General features: G+C 60.7%; 20 protein-coding genes and 2 pseudogenes. 16 read left to right on the top strand and 6 right to left on the bottom strand.

What is annotated here, in order from left to right:
* The first annotated feature begins 42 nt into the window (after positions 1-42).
* The gene (locus tag ACYZT0_RS22220) at positions 43-2,436 is read left to right on the top strand and encodes a heavy metal translocating P-type ATPase (RefSeq protein WP_462043006.1); all 2,394 of its coding nucleotides are present in this window, start codon (positions 43-45) and stop codon (positions 2,434-2,436) included.
* A complete protein-coding gene (gene cueR / locus ACYZT0_RS22225) occupies positions 2,433-2,846 on the top strand; it encodes a Cu(I)-responsive transcriptional regulator (protein WP_462043007.1) in 414 nt (137 codons plus the stop codon). Before ACYZT0_RS22220 ends, cueR begins: the two co-directional genes overlap by 4 nt.
* Here cueR and ACYZT0_RS22230 read toward each other — a convergent pair.
* Both ACYZT0_RS22230 and ACYZT0_RS22235 read right to left on the bottom strand, forming a co-directional pair.
* Positions 2,800-4,017 (bottom strand): MFS transporter, encoded by a 1,218-nt coding sequence (locus ACYZT0_RS22230; protein WP_462043008.1) that lies wholly within the window; start codon positions 4,015-4,017, stop codon positions 2,800-2,802. The genes cueR and ACYZT0_RS22230 overlap by 47 nt on opposite strands.
* A 235-nt stretch (positions 4,018-4,252) precedes the next feature.
* Positions 4,253-5,146 carry a PA4780 family RIO1-like protein kinase gene (locus ACYZT0_RS22235; RefSeq protein WP_123369234.1) on the bottom strand — a complete coding sequence of 298 codons (894 nt, stop codon included), beginning with the start codon at positions 5,144-5,146 and terminating at the stop codon, positions 4,253-4,255.
* Positions 5,147-5,628: 482 nt separating this feature from the next.
* Here ACYZT0_RS22235 and ACYZT0_RS22240 point away from each other — a divergent pair.
* Positions 5,629-6,636 (top strand): annotated as a pseudogene (locus ACYZT0_RS22240) (cache domain-containing protein); the annotation flags it as partial.
* 129 nt (positions 6,637-6,765) lie between these two features.
* Positions 6,766-7,494, top strand: coding sequence for a methyl-accepting chemotaxis protein (locus ACYZT0_RS22245; RefSeq protein WP_462046621.1), 729 nt, complete (start codon positions 6,766-6,768; stop codon positions 7,492-7,494).
* Between the two features lie 106 nt (positions 7,495-7,600).
* Here ACYZT0_RS22245 and ACYZT0_RS22250 read toward each other — a convergent pair.
* Positions 7,601-8,389, bottom strand: a pseudogene (locus ACYZT0_RS22250) (AraC family transcriptional regulator); the annotation flags it as partial.
* Between the two features lie 84 nt (positions 8,390-8,473).
* On the opposite strand from ACYZT0_RS22250, the gene ACYZT0_RS22255 reads away from it, so the two are divergent.
* Positions 8,474-9,502, top strand: coding sequence for a bile acid:sodium symporter family protein (locus tag ACYZT0_RS22255; protein WP_462043009.1), 1,029 nt, complete (start codon positions 8,474-8,476; stop codon positions 9,500-9,502).
* Here the strand turns inward: ACYZT0_RS22255 and ACYZT0_RS22260 are convergent.
* Positions 9,489-10,766 (bottom strand): acetyl-CoA C-acetyltransferase, encoded by a 1,278-nt coding sequence (locus tag ACYZT0_RS22260; protein WP_462043010.1) that lies wholly within the window; start codon positions 10,764-10,766, stop codon positions 9,489-9,491. The genes ACYZT0_RS22255 and ACYZT0_RS22260 overlap by 14 nt on opposite strands.
* 130 nt (positions 10,767-10,896) lie before the next feature.
* Between ACYZT0_RS22260 and ACYZT0_RS22265 the strand changes: the two genes are divergently transcribed.
* Both ACYZT0_RS22265 and ACYZT0_RS22270 read left to right on the top strand, forming a co-directional pair.
* Positions 10,897-12,249 (top strand): 3-oxoacyl-ACP reductase, encoded by a 1,353-nt coding sequence (locus tag ACYZT0_RS22265; protein ID WP_462043011.1) that lies wholly within the window; start codon positions 10,897-10,899, stop codon positions 12,247-12,249.
* Positions 12,250-12,251: 2 nt separating this feature from the next.
* Complete coding sequence (locus ACYZT0_RS22270) at positions 12,252-13,106, top strand: MaoC family dehydratase (protein WP_462043012.1); 855 nt, start codon at positions 12,252-12,254, stop codon at positions 13,104-13,106.
* 32 nt (positions 13,107-13,138) lie between these two features.
* Here the strand turns inward: ACYZT0_RS22270 and ACYZT0_RS22275 are convergent, their stop codons facing one another.
* The gene (locus ACYZT0_RS22275; RefSeq protein WP_462043013.1) at positions 13,139-13,552 is read right to left on the bottom strand and encodes a response regulator; all 414 of its coding nucleotides are present in this window, start codon (positions 13,550-13,552) and stop codon (positions 13,139-13,141) included.
* Positions 13,553-13,626: 74 nt separating this feature from the next.
* A complete protein-coding gene (locus ACYZT0_RS22280; RefSeq protein ID WP_462043014.1) occupies positions 13,627-13,827 on the bottom strand; it encodes a Flp family type IVb pilin in 201 nt (66 codons plus the stop codon).
* Positions 13,828-14,152: 325 nt separating this feature from the next.
* Here ACYZT0_RS22280 and cpaB point away from each other — a divergent pair, with 325 nt between their 5' ends.
* The 9 genes from cpaB to ACYZT0_RS22325 all read left to right on the top strand — a co-directional run bounded on the left by cpaB (position 14,153) and on the right by ACYZT0_RS22325 (position 23,439).
* Positions 14,153-15,100: a Flp pilus assembly protein CpaB gene (gene cpaB, locus ACYZT0_RS22285; protein ID WP_462043015.1), complete on the top strand. Its 948-nt coding sequence runs from the start codon at positions 14,153-14,155 to the stop codon at positions 15,098-15,100.
* 21 nt (positions 15,101-15,121) lie between these two features.
* Positions 15,122-16,393 carry a type II and III secretion system protein family protein gene (locus ACYZT0_RS22290; protein ID WP_462043016.1) on the top strand — a complete coding sequence of 424 codons (1,272 nt, stop codon included), beginning with the start codon at positions 15,122-15,124 and terminating at the stop codon, positions 16,391-16,393.
* Complete coding sequence (locus tag ACYZT0_RS22295; protein WP_462043017.1) at positions 16,390-17,586, top strand: AAA family ATPase; 1,197 nt, start codon at positions 16,390-16,392, stop codon at positions 17,584-17,586. Before ACYZT0_RS22290 ends, ACYZT0_RS22295 begins: the two co-directional genes overlap by 4 nt.
* Positions 17,583-18,863 (top strand): CpaF family protein, encoded by a 1,281-nt coding sequence (locus ACYZT0_RS22300; protein WP_462043018.1) that lies wholly within the window; start codon positions 17,583-17,585, stop codon positions 18,861-18,863. Before ACYZT0_RS22295 ends, ACYZT0_RS22300 begins: the two co-directional genes overlap by 4 nt.
* A 9-nt stretch (positions 18,864-18,872) precedes the next feature.
* Complete coding sequence (locus tag ACYZT0_RS22305; protein ID WP_462043019.1) at positions 18,873-19,757, top strand: type II secretion system F family protein; 885 nt, start codon at positions 18,873-18,875, stop codon at positions 19,755-19,757.
* Positions 19,754-20,644 (top strand): type II secretion system F family protein, encoded by an 891-nt coding sequence (locus ACYZT0_RS22310; protein ID WP_462043020.1) that lies wholly within the window; start codon positions 19,754-19,756, stop codon positions 20,642-20,644. Before ACYZT0_RS22305 ends, ACYZT0_RS22310 begins: the two co-directional genes overlap by 4 nt.
* Positions 20,645-20,654: 10 nt before the next feature.
* Complete coding sequence (locus ACYZT0_RS22315; RefSeq protein ID WP_462043021.1) at positions 20,655-21,368, top strand: hypothetical protein; 714 nt, start codon at positions 20,655-20,657, stop codon at positions 21,366-21,368.
* 12 nt (positions 21,369-21,380) lie between these two features.
* Positions 21,381-21,656 carry a DUF3613 domain-containing protein gene (locus ACYZT0_RS22320; protein WP_462043022.1) on the top strand — a complete coding sequence of 92 codons (276 nt, stop codon included), beginning with the start codon at positions 21,381-21,383 and terminating at the stop codon, positions 21,654-21,656.
* Positions 21,657-22,134: 478 nt separating this feature from the next.
* Positions 22,135-23,439 (top strand): IS4 family transposase, encoded by a 1,305-nt coding sequence (locus ACYZT0_RS22325; protein WP_462046622.1) that lies wholly within the window; start codon positions 22,135-22,137, stop codon positions 23,437-23,439.
* The last annotated feature ends 14 nt before the right edge of the window (positions 23,440-23,453 follow it).

A 23,453-nucleotide genomic window follows, 5' to 3' on the forward strand; every position in this document is an offset into this window, starting at 1 on the left:
CAAGGTTGATCCTGTGGGCATCTTCTACAGGGAGCGCGACCGATGTCCGAATCCACCACTTTTGATTTGCCGATTGCCGGCATGACCTGCGCCAGTTGCGCCGGGCGTGTCGAGCGTGCCTTGAGCAAAGTCATCGGCGCCTCAGCCGTCAGCGTCAACCTGGCCACCGAACAGGCCCGGGTTCAAGCGCCCAGCGACAGCTTGCCGGCCTTGATGGATGCGGTTCAGCAGGCCGGTTACAGCGTGCCACAGCAGAGCCTGGAACTGAGCATCGACGGCATGACCTGCGCTTCCTGCGTCGGCCGGGTCGAACGAGCGCTGGCCAAAGTGCCGGGGGTCAAGAGTGTCAGCGTCAACCTCGCCAACGAACGCGCGCACCTCGAACTGCTCGGTCAGATCGATGCGCAAACCTTGATCGCTGCCGTGACCAAGGCTGGCTACGGCGCCAGTGTCTGGGAAGTTGAACACCCACAAACCGACCATCAGCAACAGCGCCTGCACCGCGAGCGCTGGGCCTTGATCATGGCGATCGCCCTCGCCTCGCCGCTGGTGCTACCGATGCTGCTGCAACCGTTCGGTGTGCATTGGATGCTTCCTGCCTGGGTGCAATTCGCCTTGGCGACGCCGGTGCAATTCATCTTCGGTGCGCGGTTTTATGTGGCCGCCTGGAAAGCTGTGCGCGCCGGTGCCGGCAACATGGATTTGCTGGTCGCGTTGGGCACCAGCGCCGGTTATGGCTTGAGTCTCTATGAATGGGCCACCGCCGCCGGGCGCATGCCGCACCTGTATTTCGAAGCCTCGGCGGTGGTGATTGCCTTGGTGCTGCTGGGCAAGTACCTGGAAAGCCGCGCCAAACGCCAGACCACCAGTGCCATCCGCGCCCTCGAAGCCTTGCGCCCGGAACGGGCGATTCAGGTGATCGACGGCCGCGAGCAGGACGTTGCCATCAGCGCCTTGCGCCTCAATGATCTGGTGATGGTCAAACCCGGTGAACGCTTCCCGGTGGACGGCGAAGTGGTCGAAGGCCAGAGCCACGCCGACGAAGCGCTGATCAGCGGCGAAAGCCTGCCGGTGCCCAAACAACCCGGCGACAAAGTCACTGGCGGTGCGATCAATGGCGAAGGCCGGTTACTCGTTCGCACCCTGGCCTTGGGCGCGGAAACCGTGCTGGCGCAGATCATCCGCCTGGTGGAAGACGCTCAGGCTGCGAAAGCGCCGATCCAGAAACTGGTGGATAAAGTCAGTCAGGTGTTTGTCCCTACGGTTCTGCTGATCGCGTTGGCAACCTTGATCGGTTGGTGGTTGTACGGCGCACCGATGGAAACGGCGCTGATCAATGCCGTGGCGGTATTGGTAATCGCTTGCCCATGCGCCCTGGGGTTGGCCACGCCAACGGCAATCATGGCCGGCACCGGGGTGGCGGCGCGCTATGGGATTCTGATCAAGGATGCCGAAGCGCTGGAGCGCGCGCACGAAGTCAGTGCAGTGGTCTTCGACAAGACTGGCACGCTGACTTCGGGTACTCCGCGCATCGCTCATTTGAGCGCAATCAACAGTGACGAAGCTGCCCTGCTGCAAATGGCTGGCGCCCTGCAACGCGGCAGTGAACATCCGCTGGCCAAGGCGGTTCTGGACGCTTGCGCCGAACGCAGTTTGACCGTCGCCGATGTCAGCGACAGCCAATCCCTGACCGGCCGTGGCATCGCGGGCACTCTGGCCGGTCGTCGATTGGCGCTGGGCAATCGTCGTCTGTTGGAAGAGAGCGGCTTGAGCGCAGGTGAATGGGCTGACTCCGCCACCGCGTGGGAAACCGAAGGCCGGACCCTGTCCTGGCTGATCGAGCAACGTCCCGAACCACGGGTATTGGGCCTGTTTGCCTTCGGTGACACGCTCAAACCCGGCGCGCTGCAAGCCGTGCAACAACTCAGCGCACGGAACATCAGCAGTCACCTGCTGACCGGCGACAATCGCGGCAGTGCCAAAGTGGTTGCCGAGGCGCTGGGCATCAAGGATGTCCACGCCGAAGTGCTGCCAGCCGACAAAGCGGCCACCGTTGCCACACTTAAGAAAACCGGCGTGGTAGCGATGGTCGGCGACGGCATCAACGACGCACCGGCCTTGGCCGCCGCAGACATCGGCATCGCCATGGGTGGCGGCACCGACGTTGCAATGCACGCCGCCGGGATCACCCTGATGCGCGGCGACCCACGGTTGGTGCCGGCGGCGCTGGAGATCAGTCGCAAGACCTACGCGAAGATTCGTCAGAACCTGTTCTGGGCCTTCGTCTACAACCTGATCGGTATTCCGCTGGCAGCGTTCGGCTTTCTCAACCCGGTGCTGGCCGGCGCGGCCATGGCGTTGTCGAGCGTCAGCGTGGTGAGCAATGCGTTACTGTTGAAAACCTGGAAACCCAAGGATCTGGAGGACACTCAATGAACATCGGCCAAGCGGCCCGCCAGAGCGGCCTGAGCGCGAAGATGATTCGTTATTACGAATCCATCGGCTTGCTCAAGGTCGCCCATCGTACCGACAGCGGTTACCGGGTATACGGCGACGATGATCTGCATACCCTGGCATTCATCAAGCGTTCCCGGGACCTGGGGTTTTCACTGGAAGAAGTCGGCAAACTGCTGACCCTCTGGCAGGACCGCCAAAGAGCCAGCGCCGACGTGAAGGCGCTGGCCCGTCAGCACATCGAAGAGTTGAACCAGAAAATCCGCGAACTCGGCCAACTGCGCGACACCCTGCAGGACCTGGTCGAACACTGCCACGGTGATCACCGTCCCGACTGCCCGATTCTCAAGAGCCTGGAGTCGGGCTGTTGCGACCAACCCGCTCGCCCCTGATTGCCAGCCCCTTCACCACCAACAAAGTGGTGAGGGGAATCCCGTGGAACAACAGCACCACGGCGCCCGGTGTCCACCACGAATAGAACGGTGCGGCGATCAGCATACCGACGCCGAACCCGGTCATTTGCAGCAGGGTCAGGAAGCTGAAGATCGGCAAGCGCAGGCTGTCCGGTTCACGCTGCAGACGCGACATCAGGCCGACTTCCGAGAAACCGTCACCGAGCCCCGCCGGCAGCGAGAACAGCAGCAGCCCGTAAAGGGTCTGCTGCTGAAACATCAGGATGAAGCTGCAGGACATCAGCAACACACCCAAAAAAAATCGTCGCTCAAGGTTCACGTTGTCCGAGCCTTTCAGCCGGCTGGCGATGCGTGCACCGATGAGTTTTCCGCTGGCCCAGACCGCCAGCATCAGGCCCAGCGTGGTGCTGGCCGACTCGGGTGTCAGCAGTTTGGAAATAATCGGAAAACCCACGTTGTGCGCAGCACTGCCAAGGGTGTCGGCCATGGCCACCGCGAGCATCGCCGCCACCACCGGTGTACTGCGCAGGCCCTGGAGCAGGGTCGACCATTCGCCCCGTTCGTGGGTGGGTTCGGCGTTGGGCGCAGGTTGTGAAAAGCGCAGCGGCAAGATGAACAACGCGGCCAGCAGATAAGTGACCACGTTCAATGCAAACACCGTTTCAAAGCCGAATGCCGCCACTAAAAGCCCCGACACCAGACTTCCACCGACCATTGCTGCCGACGATGCTGAAGTAATCCAGGCGTTGGTCTTGAGCAGGTGTTCGTTTTCGATCAAGTGTGGCAACTGGCTGTTGAGGCCGATGGCGAACATCGAGTTACCGAATCCCAGACCGAAAGCGATCACCGGTAACAGCAGCGCCTGCTGGGTGACCGGCAGCACAAGCAGCAGGCCTAACAGCCCGGCGCGCAACAGGTCGAAGGCAATCAGCGGCGGGCGCCCGACACAACGGCGATAGAACGTCGTGCCGATGAGGCTGGCGAAGATCCCACCGGCCACGCGACTAGCGAGAAAGATGCCGACGCTCATGGCGCTGTTGCTGAGCAGGTAGACATAGGTGGCCAGGGCGACCATGTTGAGGAAGGCGCCGAAGTCCGAGATCAGACGAGCGGTGATGATGAGTTGGGCGTTGCGGGTGGAGGTGTTCACATTCAGTCCTTGAGTGTGGGGAGCAGTTGGGAGAACACAAAATACAGGCACACCGACGATCTACTGTGGGAGCGAGCCTGCTCGCGAAAGCGGTGTATCAGTCGACATCAACGCAACTGACACACCGCTTTCGCGAGCAGGCTCGCTCCCACATTATTTGATCTCCGGCGTTTGGAGATCAGGTGGCAGGCATCTACAAAAAAACCCGGCCGAAGCCGGGTTTCTCATCAACCAATCACTGCATCCAAGGCGGAGGCGGCTCTTCGGTTTTGCCCGGTGGTGCATCATCTGCCGCACGCACCGCTTGCTTGCGCTCTTCATCCAGGCGTGCCGCCTCGATCTCGCGCATGATCCCGCCAACGTCGGCCAATTCTTCCGGCTCGTCGAACTCACCGGTCAAGACGCTGGCCGGGTGCAAGGTACCGGCTTCAAACAAAGCCCACATTTCCTTGGCGTACTTGGTCTTTTTCAACTCCGGCGCAAACCGCCCGAAGTAGGACGCCATGTTGCCAACATCCCGCTCCAGCATGCTGAACGCGTGGTTGTTGCCCGCCGCGTCCACCGCTTGCGGCAGGTCAATGATCACCGGGCCAGTCGGGGTCAGCAATACGTTGAACTCCGACAGGTCGCCGTGCACTAGACCGGTGCACAACATCAGCACGATCTGCGAAATCAGGAACGCGTGATATTCGCGCGCCTGATCCGGTTCCAGCACCACGTCGTTCAAACGCGGTGCGGCATCACCGTACTCGTCGGCCACCAGTTCCATCAGCAGCACGCCTTCAAGGAAGTCGTAAGGCTGAGGGACCCGAACGCCAGCACCGGCCAGACGGAACAACGCCGCCACTTCGGCATTCTGCCAGGCGTCTTCGGTTTCTTTCTTACCAAACTTGGAGCCCTTGGCCATCGCCCGAGCCTGACGGCTGTTGCGCACCTTGCGGCCTTCCTGATACTCGGCCGCCTGACGGAAACTGCGTTTATTCGCCTCCTTGTAGACCTTCGCGCAGCGTAGCTCGTTACCGCAGCGCACCACATAAACAGCTGCTTCTTTACCACTCATGAGTGGGCGCAGCACCTCGTCGACCAGACCGTCCTCGATCAGGGGTTCAATGCGTTTTGGAGTCTTCATCAGCTTTTATTGGGGGTCCTTTATTACCAAACACGCGAAAGTCATTCGTTATACGGCAATCCACTCAATCGGGGGAGGGGTTGCCGACCTATGAACGTTCCCATCGACATCAAGAAGCACACACTGTGCCGGATTAATCAGGCAAACCCGACCCTCGTCATCGGCCGCCCCAGATCATAGCTGAACCAGCGTCACGTGTTGCAGTAGGGCTGGGAGGGTATTTGCGACAGAAGTTGACACCTCGATTCATATCCTTCGTAGGATTTTTCTTAATAGGCCTCAATTTCCGCCTCCATCAGCCGAAGTCATCAATGACAAAGTGATTTGTCCGACAATCGTTCTGCCAATAATCCGCGAGTCATCTGCACTGCGTGGGTCTACAAGAAAAATCTGGAGCGCGGATGAACATCAAACAGAAGTTGACCTGGGCGTTTGCAATCATCGCCTGCTTGCCAGTGGTGCTGGTCGCTACCCTCGTTGTGATGAACTTGCGCAGTGATGCCAAGGACAATTTCGTCGACGGCAGTGGTCGCGAAATTCGTCAGGTCAGCAACGCCATGCAACTGTTCTTTGACGGCATCAGCCAGAACGTGGATTACCTGGCGACCCAACCGCTGATCAAGAATTCCGACGACAGCCTCAAGACCTACATGAGCGCCAACGCCGAGAGCATTCCCCAAGGCGAGATGGACAAAAAGGTCTTCGGCCTCCTTCAGGACCTGGGTAACAGTCACCCGTCGTACGCCTATGCCATCCTCGGCACCGCGGCGGGCGGATATGTGTCCTGGCCGGACGATGCGAAGCTGAGCAACTACGACCCGCGTCAGCGCCCGTGGTACAAGGCTGCCCAGGCCAAGCCGGGCAAGGCGTTCCGTACTGAGGCCTATTACTGGGCTCAGGATGACGCGACCTACGTCAGTACCGTGCGCACCATCGACAACAAATTGGGCACCCATGGCGGCGTGGTCAGCATCGACGTGACGCTCAAGCAGCTGACCGAAATCGTCAAACAGATCAAGCTCGGTGAAACCGGCTACCTGATGCTGCTGGAAAACACCGGCACCGTGCTGGTCGATCCGAAGCAACCGGAACACAACTTTAAAGCGTTGAGCAGCCTCGGCGACGGCTACGCGCAACTGGCCAAGGCCGGCAAAGGGCTGGTGGAAGTCGAGCTGAACGGCGAACGCTACATGGCCAACGTCTGGCCGTCGGAGCAGCTGGGCTGGACCTTTATCGGCCTGATCAAGCAAACCGACGTAATGAGTTCGGCCACTCAACTGACCTGGCTGATCGCGATCATCGCCGCCGTGCTGGCCGTGTTCTTCGCCATCGTCGGCGCCAGTTTCGCCAGCCTCATCGTGCGGCCGATCCGCAGCGTGGCCAGTGGCCTGGAAGGCATCGCCCAAGGTGAAGGCGACCTGACGAAGAACCTGCAAATCCGTGGCAGCGACGAAACCGCGCAACTGGCCAACTGGTTCAACCAGTTTTTGGCGGCCATTCGCAACCTGATTCAGAGCATTGGCGGCGCCGCGAACAAGATCCTCGCCACCTCCAAGAGTTCGACCCAGGTCTCCAGCGACATGGCCGAAGCGGCCGGGCGTCAGCGTGAAGCGGTAGACATGGTCTCCACGGCGTTCCACGAAATGGTCGCCACCGCCAACGAAGTCGCGCGCTCTTGCAGCCAGGCTGCGGAATCGGCCGACAGCGGCCAGCGCCAGGCGCGCGAAGGTCAGCAGCAGATTGATGCGGCAGTGACCAGCGTCGATCGCTTGAGCCAGGAAATCGAACAGTCGGCCCAGTCGATGCAACAACTTGAGCGCGACAGCAACGACATTCAGTCAATCCTCGGGACCATTCGCTCGATTGCCGAACAGACCAACCTGCTGGCGCTGAACGCGGCCATCGAAGCGGCACGGGCCGGTGAACAGGGTCGTGGTTTTGCGGTGGTCGCCGATGAAGTTCGGGCACTGGCCAAGCGGACTGCTGATTCCACGGCGGAAATCGACGGTTTGCTGGGCAACCTTGCCAAGCGCACCAGTCAGGTGACTCAGCAAATGCATGCCAGCCTGGAAGTGTCCCAGCAATCGGTGACGCGGATCGGTGAAGCACGCAGCAGCTTCGGGCTGATTCGCGAATCGGTCGACGTGATCCGCGACATGAACACCCAGATCGCTACCGCGGCGGAAGAACAGCACCAGGTGGCTGAAGACATCAATCGGCACATCAGCCAGATTCATGGTGATGCGCAGTTGGTGGCGGAGCTGGCGAACTCGGCGCGGCTGGATTCGCAGAGTTTGGCGGGGTTGTCGAATGAGTTGGATGGGTTGGTTCGGCGCTTCAAAACCTGAGCCAAGATCCCGGTGGCCGCTTCGCGGCCATTCGCGGGCAAGCCTCGCTCCTACAGGGTTTTGCGCTGTCCTTGTAGGAGCGAGGCTTGCCCGCGAAGGCGGTATACTGCCGAAACAATTCTCCAGGCGTAAACCCAAACAACCCCTTAAACGCCGCAATAAACGCCGAAGTCGAGTCATACCCGCAAGACAGCGCGGCATTGGTCACGCTGTCCCCCTCCTCCAGCAAACTCAACGACGACAGCAATCGCATCCGCTGGCGCCACCCTCGAAAGCTCAACCCGGTTTCACGCTGAAAGAGCCGCATCAAGGTTTTCTCCGAGGTGCCCAACCGCTTGGCCCACTCTTGCAACGTCACGTTCCGCTCAGGGCTTTCGATCAACTCGTTGCACAACCCCAGCAACCGTTCATGGCGCGGCAACGGAAGCGAGAAGCCGACTTCCGGCAGATGTGCCAACTGATCCAGCAACACGCCGACCAGCCGCGACTCCTGGCTGTCGCCCTGTGGATATTCAACCGGCAGCAAACAAAAACGCTTGATCAGCTCCCGGGCCAAAGGCGTCACTACCAGCACCCGGCACCGCCCGTCTGCCCACTCACAATCCTCGCGGCGTACATAGAGGCTGCGCATTTCGGCGCGCATCGAGGTCACCACTTGGTGTTCGAGATCCGCCGGAATCCAGATCCCCCACTGCGGCGGCGCAAAGAAACTGCCCTCGGCGGTGTGCACGCCGAGAACGCCGCTGATCGCGTAGGAAAACTGCACCCAATTGTGTCGATGAGGCGGCGTCCATGAACCGGCGTTGAGACTTTCCGCACGGGCATAGAGCGGACGCGGCAGCGCCGTCAGCGTCGGAATCGTCCGTTCGAGGGAAAGTTGTCCGTTAGTCGGCATTGATTGGCCTTATGTCGCAAGACGGCTGATGAGGCCGACGTTAGGCTAAGTCACCAATTCTTACAAATGTATTCGGTGCCGGTTATGCATGCCTTTAAACACCTCAAACGCGTGGTCACCGACTGGTTCTTGTGCGGTATGTTGATCGCCACGCTGCTGTCGTATTTCTTCCCGACCTTCGGCGCTACCGGTGGCGGGATGCACGCTGAATACGTGATCAATATCGGTGTGTTCCTGGTGTTCTTCCTGCACGGGGTCAACCTGTCCAGCGAGCAGATCACTCACGGTCTGAAAAACTGGAAGCTGCACATGATGGTTCAGGGTTTCACCTTCGCCGTGTTTCCGCTGATCTGGCTGCTCAGTGACACACTGATGGGCTCGCACATTCCATCGCTGCTCATGCTCGGTTTCTTGTACCTCTGCGCCCTGCCCTCGACCATCTCCTCGTCCGTGGCCCTGACCGGCAGCGCGGGCGGTAACGTACCGGCGGCCATTCTCAATGCGAGCCTGTCCAGTGTGCTGGGGATTTTTCTGACGCCGTTGCTGGTGAGTTTCGTGGTTGGCAGCGGCGCTGGTGGCATCGATCTGGGCGCAACCCTGCTCGACCTCTGCGCCCTGTTGCTGTTGCCACTGGTGCTTGGCCAATTGCTGCGGCCGTTCTTCGGCAAGTTCTTCGCCCGCCACAAGCGCTACACCAACATTGCCGACAAGCTGGTGATCCTGTTGTTGGTCTACGCGGCGTTCTGCAATTCGATGGTCTCGGGGATGTGGCAGCAACAGGGCAACAGCGTGATTCTAAGCGCGCTGATCGGCAGCGCGATCCTGCTGGCGATCATCCTGTGGATGACCACCCGCACCGCTCGCGCGTTGAAATTCAGCCCGGCCGATGAAATCGCGGCAGTGTTTTGCGCCAGCAAAAAATCCCTGGCCGCCGGTGCGCCAATGGCGGCGCTGATCTTCGGCGCCAACCCGGGCCTTGGGCTGATCCTGCTGCCGATCATGATCTACCACCCGCTGCAGCTGATCGTCTGCTCGGTGATGGCCGAGCGTTACGCCAACCGCAACCGGCAGCTGGCGGCGCAACAAAGCGCCGTGATCCTCAGCGTTCAATAATCGCCGTCACGCCTTGGCCACCGGCGGCGCACATCGAGATCAACCCTCGGCCCTTCCCCGCCGCATCCAGCAACTTCGCCAGGCTAGCGACGATGCGCCCGCCGGTAGCGGCAAACGGATGCCCGGCCGCCAATGAACTGCCTTTGACGTTGAGGCGGCTGCGGTCGATGTAACCCAGCGGCGCATCGAGGCCGAGACGGGTTTTGCAATAGTCCGGATCCTCCCAGGCCTTCAGCGTGCAGAGCACCTGCGCGGCGAAGGCCTCGTGGATTTCGTAGTAATCGAAGTCCTGCAACGTCAGGCCATTGCGCGCCAGCAAACGCGGCACCGCATACACCGGCGCCATCAACAGCCCTTCGGCACCGCTGACGAAATCCACCGCCGCCGCCTCGCCATCGCGCAAATACGCGAGGATTGGCAGGCCACGCTCCTTGGCCCATTCTTCACTGCCCAGCAGCACCAGCGAGGCGCCATCGGTGAGCGGCGTCGAGTTACCCGCCGTCAATGTGCCTTTGGCGCTTTTTTCGAACGCCGGTTTGAGTGAAGCGAGTTTTTCCAGGGTCAGGTCCGGGCGCAGGTTGTTGTCGCGGGTCAGGCCGAGGAACGGCGTCATCAAATCGTTGTGCCAGCCTTCGGTGTAGGACGCGGCCATTTTCTGGTGGCTCTCCAACGCCAGTTGGTCCTGTTCGGCGCGCGGAATATTCCAGGTCTGGGCCATCAACTCGCAGTGCTCACCCATGGACAGGCCGGTGCGCTGTTCGCTGATACTTGGCAGTTCCGGGATCAGGTGACGGGGGCGCAGTTGCAGGAAAGTTTTCAGTTTGTCGGCGGTGGTCTTGGCGCTATTGGCTTGCAGAAGGATTTTGCGCAGGCCTTCATTGACGCCAATTGGCGCGTCGGAGGTAGTGTCGACGCCGCCGGCAATACCGCACTCGATCTGGCCCAGGGCAATCTTGTTCGCGACCAGCAAAGCCGCTTCAAGACCCGTGCCGCAGGCCTGCTGGATGTCATAGGCCGGAGTACTGGGAGACAACCGCGAACCGAGCACGCACTCGCGTGCCAGGCTCATGTCCCGCGACAGCTTGAGGACGGCACCGGCGACCACTTCGCCCATGCGCAAACCGTGCAGGTTGTAGCGTTCGATCAAGCCTTCGAGCGCGGCGGTGAGCATCGCCTGATTACTGGCGGTGGCGTACGGCCCGTTGGAACGGGCGAAGGGAATACGGTTACCACCAATAATTGCAACGCGGCGCAGCTGAGTCATGAAAAGCTCCTGTCAAAAAATTAAATGTAAACACCCTCCCCTGTAGGAGCGTAGGCCTTATCTCGTGGATCGAACGACTAAACGCCATTCGTGGTCCACACTTTGAATCCCAGCTGCTGGAGCGCGTTCCATGTCTGACCGCTATATCGACTTCGCCAATTCGTCCATCGGCCAACGTTTGGTCGGGGCCATGGGTCTGCCGTCACCGGTACGGCTGGAGCGCTGGCAAGCTGGCCGGCTGCGCCCTGTTGAAGGGGCGCTGTTGATAGGCGGTGGCCCGCTGGCGGAAAAGGTCAGTGCCTTCGCCAACCGCCTGACCGATGCGATTTACAGCTACGGCACCGAGCCATCACTGGCCACCGAGTGGATTCCCGGCCACGGCCCCAAACTCAAAGCCGTGGTGTTCGACGCCAGTGACCTGGTGCAGACCGATCAACTCAAACAGCTGCGCGAGTTCTTCCAGCCGTTGATTAAAAACCTCGATCACAGCGCGCACCTGGTGATTCTGGGGCGCGCGCCGCAGACCTTGAGCGATCCGTTCGCCGCCAGCGCCCAACGTGCGGTGGAAGGCTTCAGCCGGTCGCTGGCCAAGGAATTGCGCAACGGCGGCACCTTGCAGCTGATTTATGTCGGCGAAGGTGCGGAGGATCAACTGGAAGGCCCGCTAAGGTTTTTCCTCTCGCCCAAAAGTGCCTTCGTTTCCGGGCAAGTGATTCGTTTGAACACCTGCGACACGCCGGTGACGGACTGGACTCGCCCACTGTCCGGCCGCAAGGCGCTGGTCACCGGCGCGGCACGCGGCATTGGCGCCTCCATCGCCGAAACGCTGGCCCGCGACGGCGCCGAAGTGATCCTGCTCGACGTACCACCGGCCAAAACCGACCTCGAGGCCCTCGCCGCACGCCTCGGCGGGCGCAGCATTACCCTGGACATTTGCGCCGCCGACGCCGCCGCGCAGTTGATCGAGCAACTGCCCGACGGCATCGACATCGTCGTGCACAATGCCGGCATCACGCGGGATAAAACCCTGGCCAACATGACCCCGGAATTCTGGGACGCGGTGCTGGCGGTCAACCTCAATGCGCCGCAAGTGCTGACCAAGGCACTGCTCGACAATGGCACCCTGCATGACGACGGCCGGGTGATCCTGCTGGCGTCCATCAGCGGCATCGCCGGCAATCGCGGGCAAACCAATTACGCAGCGAGCAAGGCCGGGTTGATCGGGTTGGCCGAGGCCTGGGCGCCGTTGCTGAATGAACGCGGCATCAGCATCAACGCAGTAGCGCCGGGGTTCATCGAAACCCAAATGACGGCGCACGTGCCGTTTGCCTTGCGTGAAGCCGGACGACGCATGAGTTCGTTGGGTCAGGGCGGCTTGCCGCAAGACGTTGCCGAAGCGGTGGCGTGGCTGGCTCAACCGGGCACCGGCGCGTTTACCGGGCAAGCGCTGCGCGTGTGCGGACAAAGTGTTTTGGGGGCTTAGGCATGATCATCGATTGGCACACACTCAACCGCGAACCGAGCCTGCCGGCGTTGTACGTGCGGGCAGCGACGCGACGCAACATCACCGGCACCACCCTGCCCGATTCGGGTTTACGCTGTTGGGTCAATGTCGATGCGAAGCGTCTGGCGGCCTATCGCAACGTCTGCGGTTTTGCCGACAACGGCCTGCTGCCGCCCACGTATCCACACATCCTGGCGTTCGCGTTGCAAATGCAACTGCTGACGGCCAAGGAATTTCCGTTCCCGCTGCTGGGGTTGATTCACCTGAGCAACCGCATTCGCATCTTACGTCCAATGGGCGGCGTGAATCGCGTGCGGGTCAGCGTGCAAGTGCAAAACCTTCAGCCACATGAAAAGGGCGCGACGTTCGATCTGGTGACGACGCTTGACGATCAGCTGGGGCCGCTGTGGGAAGCGGAAAGCCAGATGTTGTGCCGCGGTGTCAAACTCGAAGGCCAGCCCATCGAAGAAGTGTTGGCATCGACGCTGGAGATGTCGCAAGTGGCCCGCTGGAAAGCGCCGTCAGACATTGGACGGCAGTACGCCAAAGTGTCCGGCGACTACAACCCGATTCACCTGAGTGCCGTCAGCGCAAAACTCTTCGGTTTTCCTACAGCCATCGCCCATGGATTGTGGAACAAGGCCCGAACCCTTGCGGCGCTCGCCGATCACCTGCCGGCGGCGAATGTCGAGATTGCGGTGCAGTTCAGGAAACCGGTGCGGTTACCCAGTGAGGTGACATTGCTGGCCAGCGCAGCAGGGGCCAGTGGGGATCTGCGGTTGGTGGGCGCAGGCGATTTAGAACATATGGTCGGGCATTGGCGGCCTGTTGCCTGATCGCTCGGCAGTGGATGTGCACCCTCAAAAAGTCACGTCCCAACGAGTCCCGCTTGAGGCTGCGGAAACAGATTATTAAGCGTCTCCAACAACCGCACGTGATAAATCGGCTTGCGAAACAGGTCCAGCACCTGCAACCGCAGCATGTCACTGACATCCTCCATATCCGCATGCCCCGACGTCACAATCACCGGCAAATGCTGCCTGGACGTATGTTCACGCAACCGCTTGATCAACGACATGCCACTCTCCTCCGGCATCCGCAGATCCGTAATCACCAATGCAATATCGGGATTGCGCGTCAGATGATGCAGCGCGAGTTTGACCGAGGTCGCGGGAAAACAAGTGAACCCCTCGCCCTCCAGCAACTCCGCCAGCTCCAGCAACGCGTCCTCCTCATCATCGACCAGAAGAAGCTGTTGGCGTGGGAGTACGGAAGCGTTCATGGGCAACACCTGCAATGGACTAAGCGCTGACGGTAGAACCCCTTTGGAGCATTAGCAAGTTACCTCTGCTCTCGTTATAAGAGCGCAGTCTTGATACTTGTAAAAAGAGTAGTAACCGCAGTTTCAATGCCCGAGCTCAGTCCAGCAATCACCAGTGCAACCATCGCGGCAACGACCGCGTACTCGATACCCGAAGCACCCTCGGTATCTTTGGCCAGATTTTTGTAAAACGCGGCTCCGGATTTGATCTTCTGCGCAAGCTTGGAAAAGGACATGGCGTTTCTCCTGGACGACGACGGGTGTTGCACGGCCGCAACATGATTCGCCTTTGCCAGCATCAGCATTGTCGGCATTCCCCGTACCCACAACTGTAAGAACGAATTATCACTAAAGTACTAGTTGGTTCATTGACGCCAAAAAAAGCACATTTTCGCCCTGACTACGTACTTTCGTTAGTTATTTTCAGACCAGTAATGGCGTTTCGCTCTAGCTGAGCTACCTTCAAATAGCGAAATAGTTCCATGTTCATAGCTGCCTGATTGCGAAGTTGTCTCGTTGGATGTGACGGGGGTCTTAAGCAGCAGGAAAGGGAGAGCCGTCATGAACAGCCGTATCACTCTGGGCCTGGCCGGTTTGTTTTTGGCGGGCGCCATCATTGCCGGTTACTGGGGCCTCACACTCAGCCGTCAACCGGCCCCCGAGCCTGTCGTGCAATCCAGCGTTGTCGCGCCCGCGCCCGCGGCCCCGACACCTGCGTCGGTGGAAGACAGCACCCGCCAACTGGTGGTGGTACTCCTTCATGACGTGCCGCCGCTCGTGCCGATTACTGCCGCCGACGTTGCCCTGGAAAAACTCCGCACCGCCCCCGCCGGCAGCCTGACCCGCCTCGATCAAGCGATTGGCCGTACGCCTTGGCGCGCCCTCACTGCCGGTAGCTGGCTCAATGATGAAAGCTTCGACGCCGGCGGCAGACTGGCACGGATGATTCGTCCCGATGAACGCGCCCTCGCCGTCGCGGTGGATGAAGTGATCAATGCCGGTGGGCAACTGACACCGGGGGACTATGTCGATGTGCTGCTGTTTCTGCGAATGGACAACAACAACCTTCAGCCGTCGGCTCAACTGGTGGTGCCGGCCTTGCGGGTACTCGGGGTGGGCGAACAGATGGGGTTGACCAACGACGGTCAACCCGCAAGCCCGGCCCGCAGCAGCGAAGAAAAACTCAGGCAGGAACAATCGCGCGCCAGCGCCCACAGCGTCTTGCTTGCCGTCCCCGAACAACTATTGAGTCGCCTGATGTTGGCGACCCAGACCGGCGTGTTGCGCCTGGCCGTACGCAGCGCCGATGAGAAACGTCTGGCTCGTTACTGGGCCGGCGAAAGCGATTCATCGGCCAACCTCGCCAGTGCCAACCGCGAGTTGATCCAGTTCAGCCAACTGGCCATGACGCCCCCACCCAAACCTGTCGCCACGAGCCGCGGCGCAGCACCGCGCAAATCGAGCGTGGAAGTCATCCGCGGCAATGAAATCACCCAACACATTCCCTGAGTCGAGCAAGGACGCATCTTTATGCGCAGTCGTTCCATGCCCATATTCCAAGGCCTGCTCTGGGTCTCTTTGCTGGGCGGTCTGCCGCTCGGCGTGACGTTCGCAGCCGTCGGCAACTGCGCCGCGCTGGGTTCTTTGCCTGCGGTGCTGGAAGTCGGTGAAGGGCTGCAACAGGAGGTGCAATCGCCGGTGGCGATCACTCGAGTGGCGGTGGGTGACCCGAAAATCGCCGACGTGCGAGTCAACGGTAATCAGGCGTTTTTACTCACCGGAGTGGCCCCAGGCGCCACCAGCCTGATGGTCTGGACCGCCTGCGCCAGTGCTCCGCGCCAGAGCATGGTGTTCGTTCAGGGCAAGGCCACCGCGGCGATGACCACCGCTACACGGTTACCCTCTGATGACCCCCTGCTACCGTCGCAGGTACAAACCGACATCCGTTTCGTCGAAGTCAGCCGGACCAAACTGAAAGAGGCCGGCACGTCGATTTTCGGCAAGGGCTCCAACAATTTCCTCTTCGGTGCGCCCGGCACGGTGCCCAATACCGCCGTGACGCCGGGCGTGGTGCCGCTGTTCAACATTGATCCGCGGATCGCGGTGCCCAGCATTCCGTTACTCAACGACAGTTTCAACATTGTCTGGGGCGGTGGCAGCAGCAAAGTCCTCGGTATCGTCAACGCCCTGGAAGGCAGCGGCTTCGCCTACACCCTGGCACGGCCAAGCCTGGTGGCCCTCAGCGGGCAGAGCGCGAGCTTCCTGGCCGGGGGTGAAATTCCAATCCCCGTGCCCAGCGCCAACAGCAACAGTTACTCCATCGAATACAAGGAATTCGGCATCCGCTTGACGCTGACGCCGACCGTGGTCAGTCACGACCGCATTGTCCTCAAAGTGGCGCCGGAGGTCAGCGAACTGGATTACAACAACGGCGTGACCATCGGCGGCACCACCGTTCCGGCGTTCACCATACGCCGCACCGACACCAGTATTTCCCTTGCCGATGGCGAAAGTTTCGTCATCAGCGGTTTGATCAGCACCCACAATGCCTCGCAGGTCAGCAAGTTCCCGGGGCTGGGCGATATCCCGATTATCGGCGCGTTCTTTCGCAACTCGCAGCTCAAGCGCGAAGAGCGTGAACTGCTGATGATCGTCACGCCGCACCTGGTCCAGCCATTGGCCGCCAACGCGAAATTGCCGTCGCTGCCCGGTGAAAAACTGCGCAACTACGACCCCAACTGGTATCGCCTGTACTTCCTCGAAAACGGCAACTTCGATAAACGCAGCGGATTATCGCAATGAGCCAGAGCCAGAACCTGAGCCAGACCTTCCTCGCGATCACGCGCAACAGCACCGACCTTGAGTGGCTGCAAGGCGCCCTCGCCCCGTTGGGCCAAGTGGTCAGCGCCGGAGGTGGCAGCCTCGACGAATTGCTGGCGCTGGTGGACGTGACCTTCGCCAGCCTGGTGTTCATCGGCCTGGACCGCGAACACGTGGTGGCCCAAAGCGCACTGATCGAAAGCGCCCTGGAAGCCAAACCGATGCTGGCGATCATCGTGCTGGGCGACGGCATGGACAACCAACTCGTGCTCAATGCCATGCGCGCCGGTGCACGGGATTTCGTGGCCTATGGTTCGCGTTCCAGCGAAGTTGCGGGGTTGGTGCGACGGCTGAGCAAACGGCTGCCGCCGGTGGCCCCGAACACCCAACTCGGTGGCCTGACAGTGCTCTACGGTGTGCAGAGCAACGCCGACGGCGCGCTGCTCGCCTCCCACTTGGCGCAAGTGGTGCAGAAGAGCGGTCAGCAAACATTGTTGCTGGACCTGGGCCTGCCACGCGGCGACAGCCTGGCCTTGCTCGGTCTGGAGAGTTCGTTTCACTTCGGCGATGCACTCAGGCATTTGCGGCGCCTCGATGCGACGCTGATCGACAGCGCCTTCACACGTTGCGACGCGGGGCTGCGGATCCTCGCCTACGCCAGTCACGATGAACCGCTGGAACACACCAGTGCCGCCGAGTTGTACATGCTGCTCAGCGCCCTGCGCCAACACTTCCAGCACATCGTGGTGAACCTCACCGGCCAGCCGGACAGCGAAGCGTTGCGCACCTTCGTCAGCCATTGCGACAAGTTGCTGTGGTACACCGATCAGAACGTACTCGACTGCCGCCGCAACCTGGCGGTACTCAACCTGTGGCGTGAAAAAGGCATTAAGCTCGATCACGCCAGACTGCTGGTGGACCGCTACCTGCGCAACGTCTCACCGGACTCCGAGACCCTGAGCAAAAGCTTCGGCATGGAGATCATCGCGACACTCGTCTACAGCCCGGAAGTGCGGCTTAACGCCAAGAACCAAGGCGTGACTCTGTTTGAGCTGGCCCCCCGCGAAGGCCTGACTCAAAGCCTGCGCACCCTTGGGGAACTGTTGGCCAAGCGCTCCGAGAGCCTGGTCAAGCCCAAGTCTGGCTGGTTCAACCGCTTGAGGGGTGCGCAATGAGCGGTGAAAAACTCTTCGGCGCCCCGGTATGCACAACCAGTGGCAACACCGACCACGAAGGCCTGAAACTGGTGCTGCACCGCTACATCATCGACGCCATCGAGGAGTCCGGGAAAAACCTGCTGGAGGGTTCGCGGCAGGTGCTCTCGCAGTTCGTCGTTGACAAGACTGCCGAGTACATCGCCCGGCTGCACCTGGCGATTTCCCGGTATGAAATGGAGCGTCTGGCCGAAGAAATCGTCGATGAACTCACCGGTTTCGGCCCCCTGGAAGTGCTGCTGCGGGACCCCGCGGTGACGGAAATTCTGGTCAACGGCCCGCACCGGGTGTTCATTGAACGCGATGGCGTACTGCATCAAAGCGACCTGCGTTTCATCGATGCGCATCACGTCGAACGGGTTATGCAACGGATCCTCGCGCCCCTCGGCCGACGGCTTGATGAGTCGTCGCCGATGGTCGATGCACGACTGCCCGACGGTAGCCGGGTCAACGCGATCATTCCACCGATTGCCCTCGACGGCCCTTGCCTGTCGATTCGAAAGTTTCGCAAGGACATGCTCAAAAGCTCTGACCTGATGGCGATGCAAACCATCGATCAGGCAATCTTCGACTTCATTCAGGAGGCCGTGGGCAAGCGCTGCAATATCCTGATCAGCGGCGGCACCGGCACCGGCAAGACCACGCTGCTGAACATTCTCAGCCAGTTGATCAACCCTCACGAGCGACTCGTCACCATCGAAGATGTCGCCGAATTGCAATTGGGCCACCCTCACGTGGTGCGCCTGGAAACCCGACCGCCGAATGCCGAAGGCCACGGCGAAGTGAAGGCCAGTGACCTGATTCGCAACGCCCTGCGGATGCGCCCGGACCGGATCATCCTCGGCGAGATTCGTGGCGTCGAAGTGCTCGACGTACTCACCGCAATGAACACCGGCCACGACGGCTCCATGAGCACCGTGCACGCCAACAACGCCCAGGATGCGCTGTTGCGCCTGGAGACGCTGGTGGGCCTGACGGGCCGCACCATCGCCGAACGCACCCTGCGGCAAATGATCTGCGCCGCGCTAGATGTAGTCATCCAGTTGACGCGCATGCCCGACGGCCGCCGCTGCGTCAGCGAGGTGGTGGAGGTAATCGGCATCCGCGATGACGTCTACGTCACCAATACCTTGTTCCGGCTCGACCGGCGCAGCGGTTTCGGTTTTATGCGTGAGGCGGTCAACCCCGCGGGCGAAAAACTGCGCCGTGAGTCGGCACTTTCTCCCTCTACGTACTGAGGCCACAGCATGCTCAAACCGCTGCTGCTCATTCTCGTTTGCCTGATCTTGCTCGGACTGTCGATCCGCCTGTTTTATCGCGGTTTGCGCCAGACCGGCACCGAGCGGGTGCTGGGACGCCTGACCCAGGGGCAACCGCAGCCGGTGCTGACGAAAACCTCCAGGGTCGGTCTGGATCGGGCCTTTCTGCGGGCCGGCCTCGGGCGCCCCACTGAACGACTGGGGATGTGGCTGCTGCTCTGGGCCTTTGGCATCTTGCTCGGATTTGCTACCGGTGGCTGGGTCGGCTTGCTGGCTCTGTTACTGCTGCCGCCGTTGATTCTGCGTCTGTATGTCAATTGGCGTTATCAGCGCCGACTCCAGCGCATGATCGAACAACTGCCACAAATGCTCGATCACACCGTGCGCAGTCTGAAGTCCGGGCGGACCCTGGTCGATGCGGTGCTGGGCGCTATCGACGCCGCCGAAGATCCGCTGAAAAATGCCATGGGCCGGGTTCAGCGCAACGTGCAGCTGGGGGTCAACCTGCCGGACGCCGCTTCGGACCTCGCCGAACTGTATGAGAAAGATGAACTGCGCCTGTTCGCGCTCGGGTTGCGGGTCAATCACCGCTATGGCGGCAATGCCAGTGAGCTGTTGGAGAACCTGATCAAGATGATCCGCGAGCGCGAGCAGGCTGCGCGCCAACTCAGGGCCATGACCGGTGAAACCCGGGTGACCGCGTGGGTCCTGGGCTGTTTGCCGATTGGCCTGGCCGGCTATTTCCTGGCGACCAACCCCCTCTACTTGCTCGCCATGTGGCACGACCACTCGGGGCAAATCATGCTCGCGTCAGCGTTCGGCCTGCAGGTGGTGGGCAGCCTGGCGCTCTGGCGCATGTTGCGCAGCGTATGAAAATACCTCTGCTGATCAGCGCGCTGCTGTTTCTGGGCGCAACGTTATTACTGCTCGGCAGTATGCTGGAACAGCAGCGACGGGCTCGTCAGGTGGCCCGACGGCTGGACGGAAAACGGCTGAATGACGACCGTGTGGGTCACTGGCTGCAGGTGCTGGGTAGCAGCCGGATCGGCCAACGCTCGGTCAGTCTGGATATTGAAACCCAGACCTTGCTCAATCGCCTCGGCTGGCGCAGCGCTCGGCGACGCTCGCTGTTCGCGGCCTTCCAGGTGGGCGCCCCGGTGTTGGCACTGGCCCTGAGCTTGCTGATCCTGGAGGTATTTTTCCCGCACGTGGAAAACCAATGGCTCGGCCCGGCCTTTGCCACCGGCATCGGCTACCTGCTCCCCAAACGCCTTTTGGCCGCAGCCGCCCAGAGCCGGCAAAAACAGTTGGCGACCGAGATTTCCACCTTCATTCCGCTGCTGCGCATCCTGTTCGAATCGGGCATGGCGGTGGAGCAGTCGCTGCGAGTGTTGAGCATTGAAGGCAAACAATTATTGCCAGCCCTGACCCATGAGTTGCGTCTGGTATTGGCTCGGGTCGATTCCGGCCTGGAACTGGGCGAAGAACTGAACAATGTCACTCACTTGCTGGCCGTCGATGAGTTCACCGACACCAGTGTGATCCTTCAGCAGTTGATCCATCAGGGGGGCGGCGCGATGAAATCCCTGCTGGCCCTCAAGCAACTGCTCGATGACCGGCGCCTGACACGCCTGCAGGAATACATCTCCAAGATGTCCGCCAAAATGTCCGTCGTGATGATGCTGTTTCTCTTCCCGGCGTTATTGATCGTACTGGCCGGCCCGGGCTTCACCGCCCTGTCCCGGGCCTTTGCTTCCTAGAGGGAACGTTATGAAAGCCATCATTGCCGGGTTGAGTCTGTTGTTATTAGGCGGTTGCGCGAGTAACGGCGCGACACCTTGGAGCGCCCTGACCAACACCGCCAGTTGCGCCAAGCTGACCTCCGATGAACAGCTGTCGCTGAACCTCGCCGATGACATGGCCAATGACGGCAAACTGCACGCCAGCCTCGCTAACCTGCAAAGCCTGCCCGACAATCTGGCGGATGTGCGCCTGCGCAAGGCCAAGGTTTATCGACTGCTGGGCCGCAGCGAAGCCGAACCGTTATACCGCAGCCTGCTCGGCAGTTGCCTGGCCGCCGAAGCCGAACACGGTCTGGGCCAACTCGCCGCCGCCAGGGGCGACAACGGCCTGGCCCAGGCCCATTTGCAACGGGCCGCACGGCTAGCGCCCACCGACGAGAAAATCCGCAACGACCTGGGCGTGGTGTACCTCAATCAATTACGCGTCGAGGATGCGCGCTTCGAATTTTTGACGGCCATGGAGCTCAAGCAAAGTGATCAGCTGGCGGCGTTGAATCTGGTGACGCTGCTGATCTACCAGGACGACTGGAGCCGCGCCGCCGAACTGGTCAGCCGCCTCGGCCTGAGCCCCGCTCAGGTCACCGAAGCCCAGGCCCGCGCACAAAGACTCAAGACCCCAAGCAAACCCGGCCCGACGGCCACGAACCAGGTTGCCGCCGTCGCCACATCACCCCTTCAATAGGGAGAAACCTTGATGAAACCGACCGCCCTCTACTGCCTCGGCCTGCTGGCCCTGCCCCTTACCACCCACGCCATCGACGCCGGCCCCGCCTCGCCCCAACAGCAGGAAACCGAAGGCTGGCTGCAACTGCAAAGCAGCAACAAGGCGGCTTCCCAGAAACCGCAAACCTCAACCGCGACCGAACGCGAGCTGAGCATGCAGCGCTGGCTAAAAAGCTATCAGCATGAGATCCCGGAGTACTTTGATCAGTATGAGAGCGGGAAGGTGGACAGTGGGACGGGGGGGTAGTCTTGATCCGGGATTTGTTGTGCCTGGACTGCCGCTTTCGCGAACAAGCCAGCTCCCACAATAAATCGGGTACACCTTTCGCCTCTCACCACTCAACAGGCCGAGCGTTAGCTCGCCTGCAGCCCTTGATCTTGATCTGTCCGCCCCTTCGGGAGGCTGAGTGGAGGTGTTCATCTGGGGGGTAGGCGCGAAGCGCCGTTCGACGCAGTCGAACACATCGAGAGGAGGTTGAAGCGAAGCCAACCGGAGGCGATGCCCCCAGATGAATGCCGGAGCGAAGGAACGCCGAGCCAAAGCGAGGGGCCGGACGCCGGGGCGAAGCCTTTTGGTTCCTTTTTGGCGTTTGAAAAAGGGACTCGCTGTAAGAGCCATCCCTTTCAAGGTCTTTGATAAAATCCCCCAAAACTCCAGTCAGGACAACGAGACGATGTGGGCAGAGGTTGTAGCGCGGTTCGAGAAAAAAGCACCGGCCAGTGTCATGGCCAAATTGGTTTTGGAGCAGGCCGTTGCGCCCGAGTGGGTCGATCAGGTGTTCGAAGAACATCGTCAACGGCAGTATCCGCGTGAGCTTTTGTTTTTGACCATCGTTGAGCTGATGTCCCTCGTTTCACTGGGTTTGCGACCCTCGCTACATGCCGCGGCGCGGCAGATGGAAGATCTTCCCGTCAGCTTGGCTGCGCTTTATGACAAGGTCAGCCGCACGGAGCCCGCGCTGCTGCGTGCGTTGGTAGTCGGCAGTGCGCAACGCCTGGCTCCGACAATTGAAGAATTGGGCTGCTCGGCCATTTTGCCTGGCTGGCAACTGCGGGTTGTTGACGGCAACCACCTGCCTTCCAGCGAAAAACGTCTGGGCGCTTTGCGCCGTGAACGCGGTGCCGCCCGGCCTGGTTTTTCCGTTGTGGTTTATGACCCTGATCTGGACCAGGTCGTCGACCTTCAGCCCTGCGAAGATGCTTACGCGAGTGAGCGCGTCAGCGTGCTGCCCTTGCTGGAAAAGGCCCGCGCGGGCCAGCTGTGGATGGCTGATCGACTTTACTGCACGCTCCCGGTCATGGAGGCCTGCGAAGAGACCGGGGCCTCATTCATTATCCGCGAACAAAGCAAGCATCCACGCCTGCTTAAGGAAAGCGACTGGCAGCAGCCTGTTGCGGTCGCGACAGGCAGCGTGCGCGAGCAAACCATCGAAGTAAAAGGTGGGCGCCAGTGGCGGCGTGTCGAATTGAGCCTGCACACCCCCACCGAATCAGGCGACACCGCATTGCTGTTTTGGAGCAACTTGCCCGAGACCATCAGCGCTGAGCAAATCGCCGATTTGTACCGTCGTCGCTGGAGTATTGAAGGAATGTTTCAGCGCCTGGAGTCGGTGCTGGAAAGCGAAATCAAAACCTTGGGCAACCCCAAGGCCGCCCTGTTGGGGTTTGCGTCGGCCGTGCTGGCTTACAACGTCTTGTCGGTGCTTAAGCGCAGCGTTGAACAGGCTCATCGCCAGACCCAGCCCGAAGACTGGGAAGCTTCGATCTTCCACCTGACGGTACAAGTACGCAGCGGTTACGAGGGCCTGCAGATTGCCTTGCCGCCAGAGCACTTAGCCATCCCAATCCGCGCAGGAGGGCTGGCTCAGCACTTGCTGGCGCTGGCTAAAAACATCCCGCCCAAATCCGTCGCCAAAAGCAAACGAGGTCCGAAAGTGCCGAAACCCAAGGAATGGCTGGAAGGCAAGGCAGTGAATGCTCACGTGTCGACAGATAGGGTGCTCAAGGCCGCCAAGGTCAAAAGACCTTGAAAGGGATGGCTGTA

The sequence above is a fragment of the Pseudomonas sp. ZS1P83 genome, from assembly GCF_054897825.1.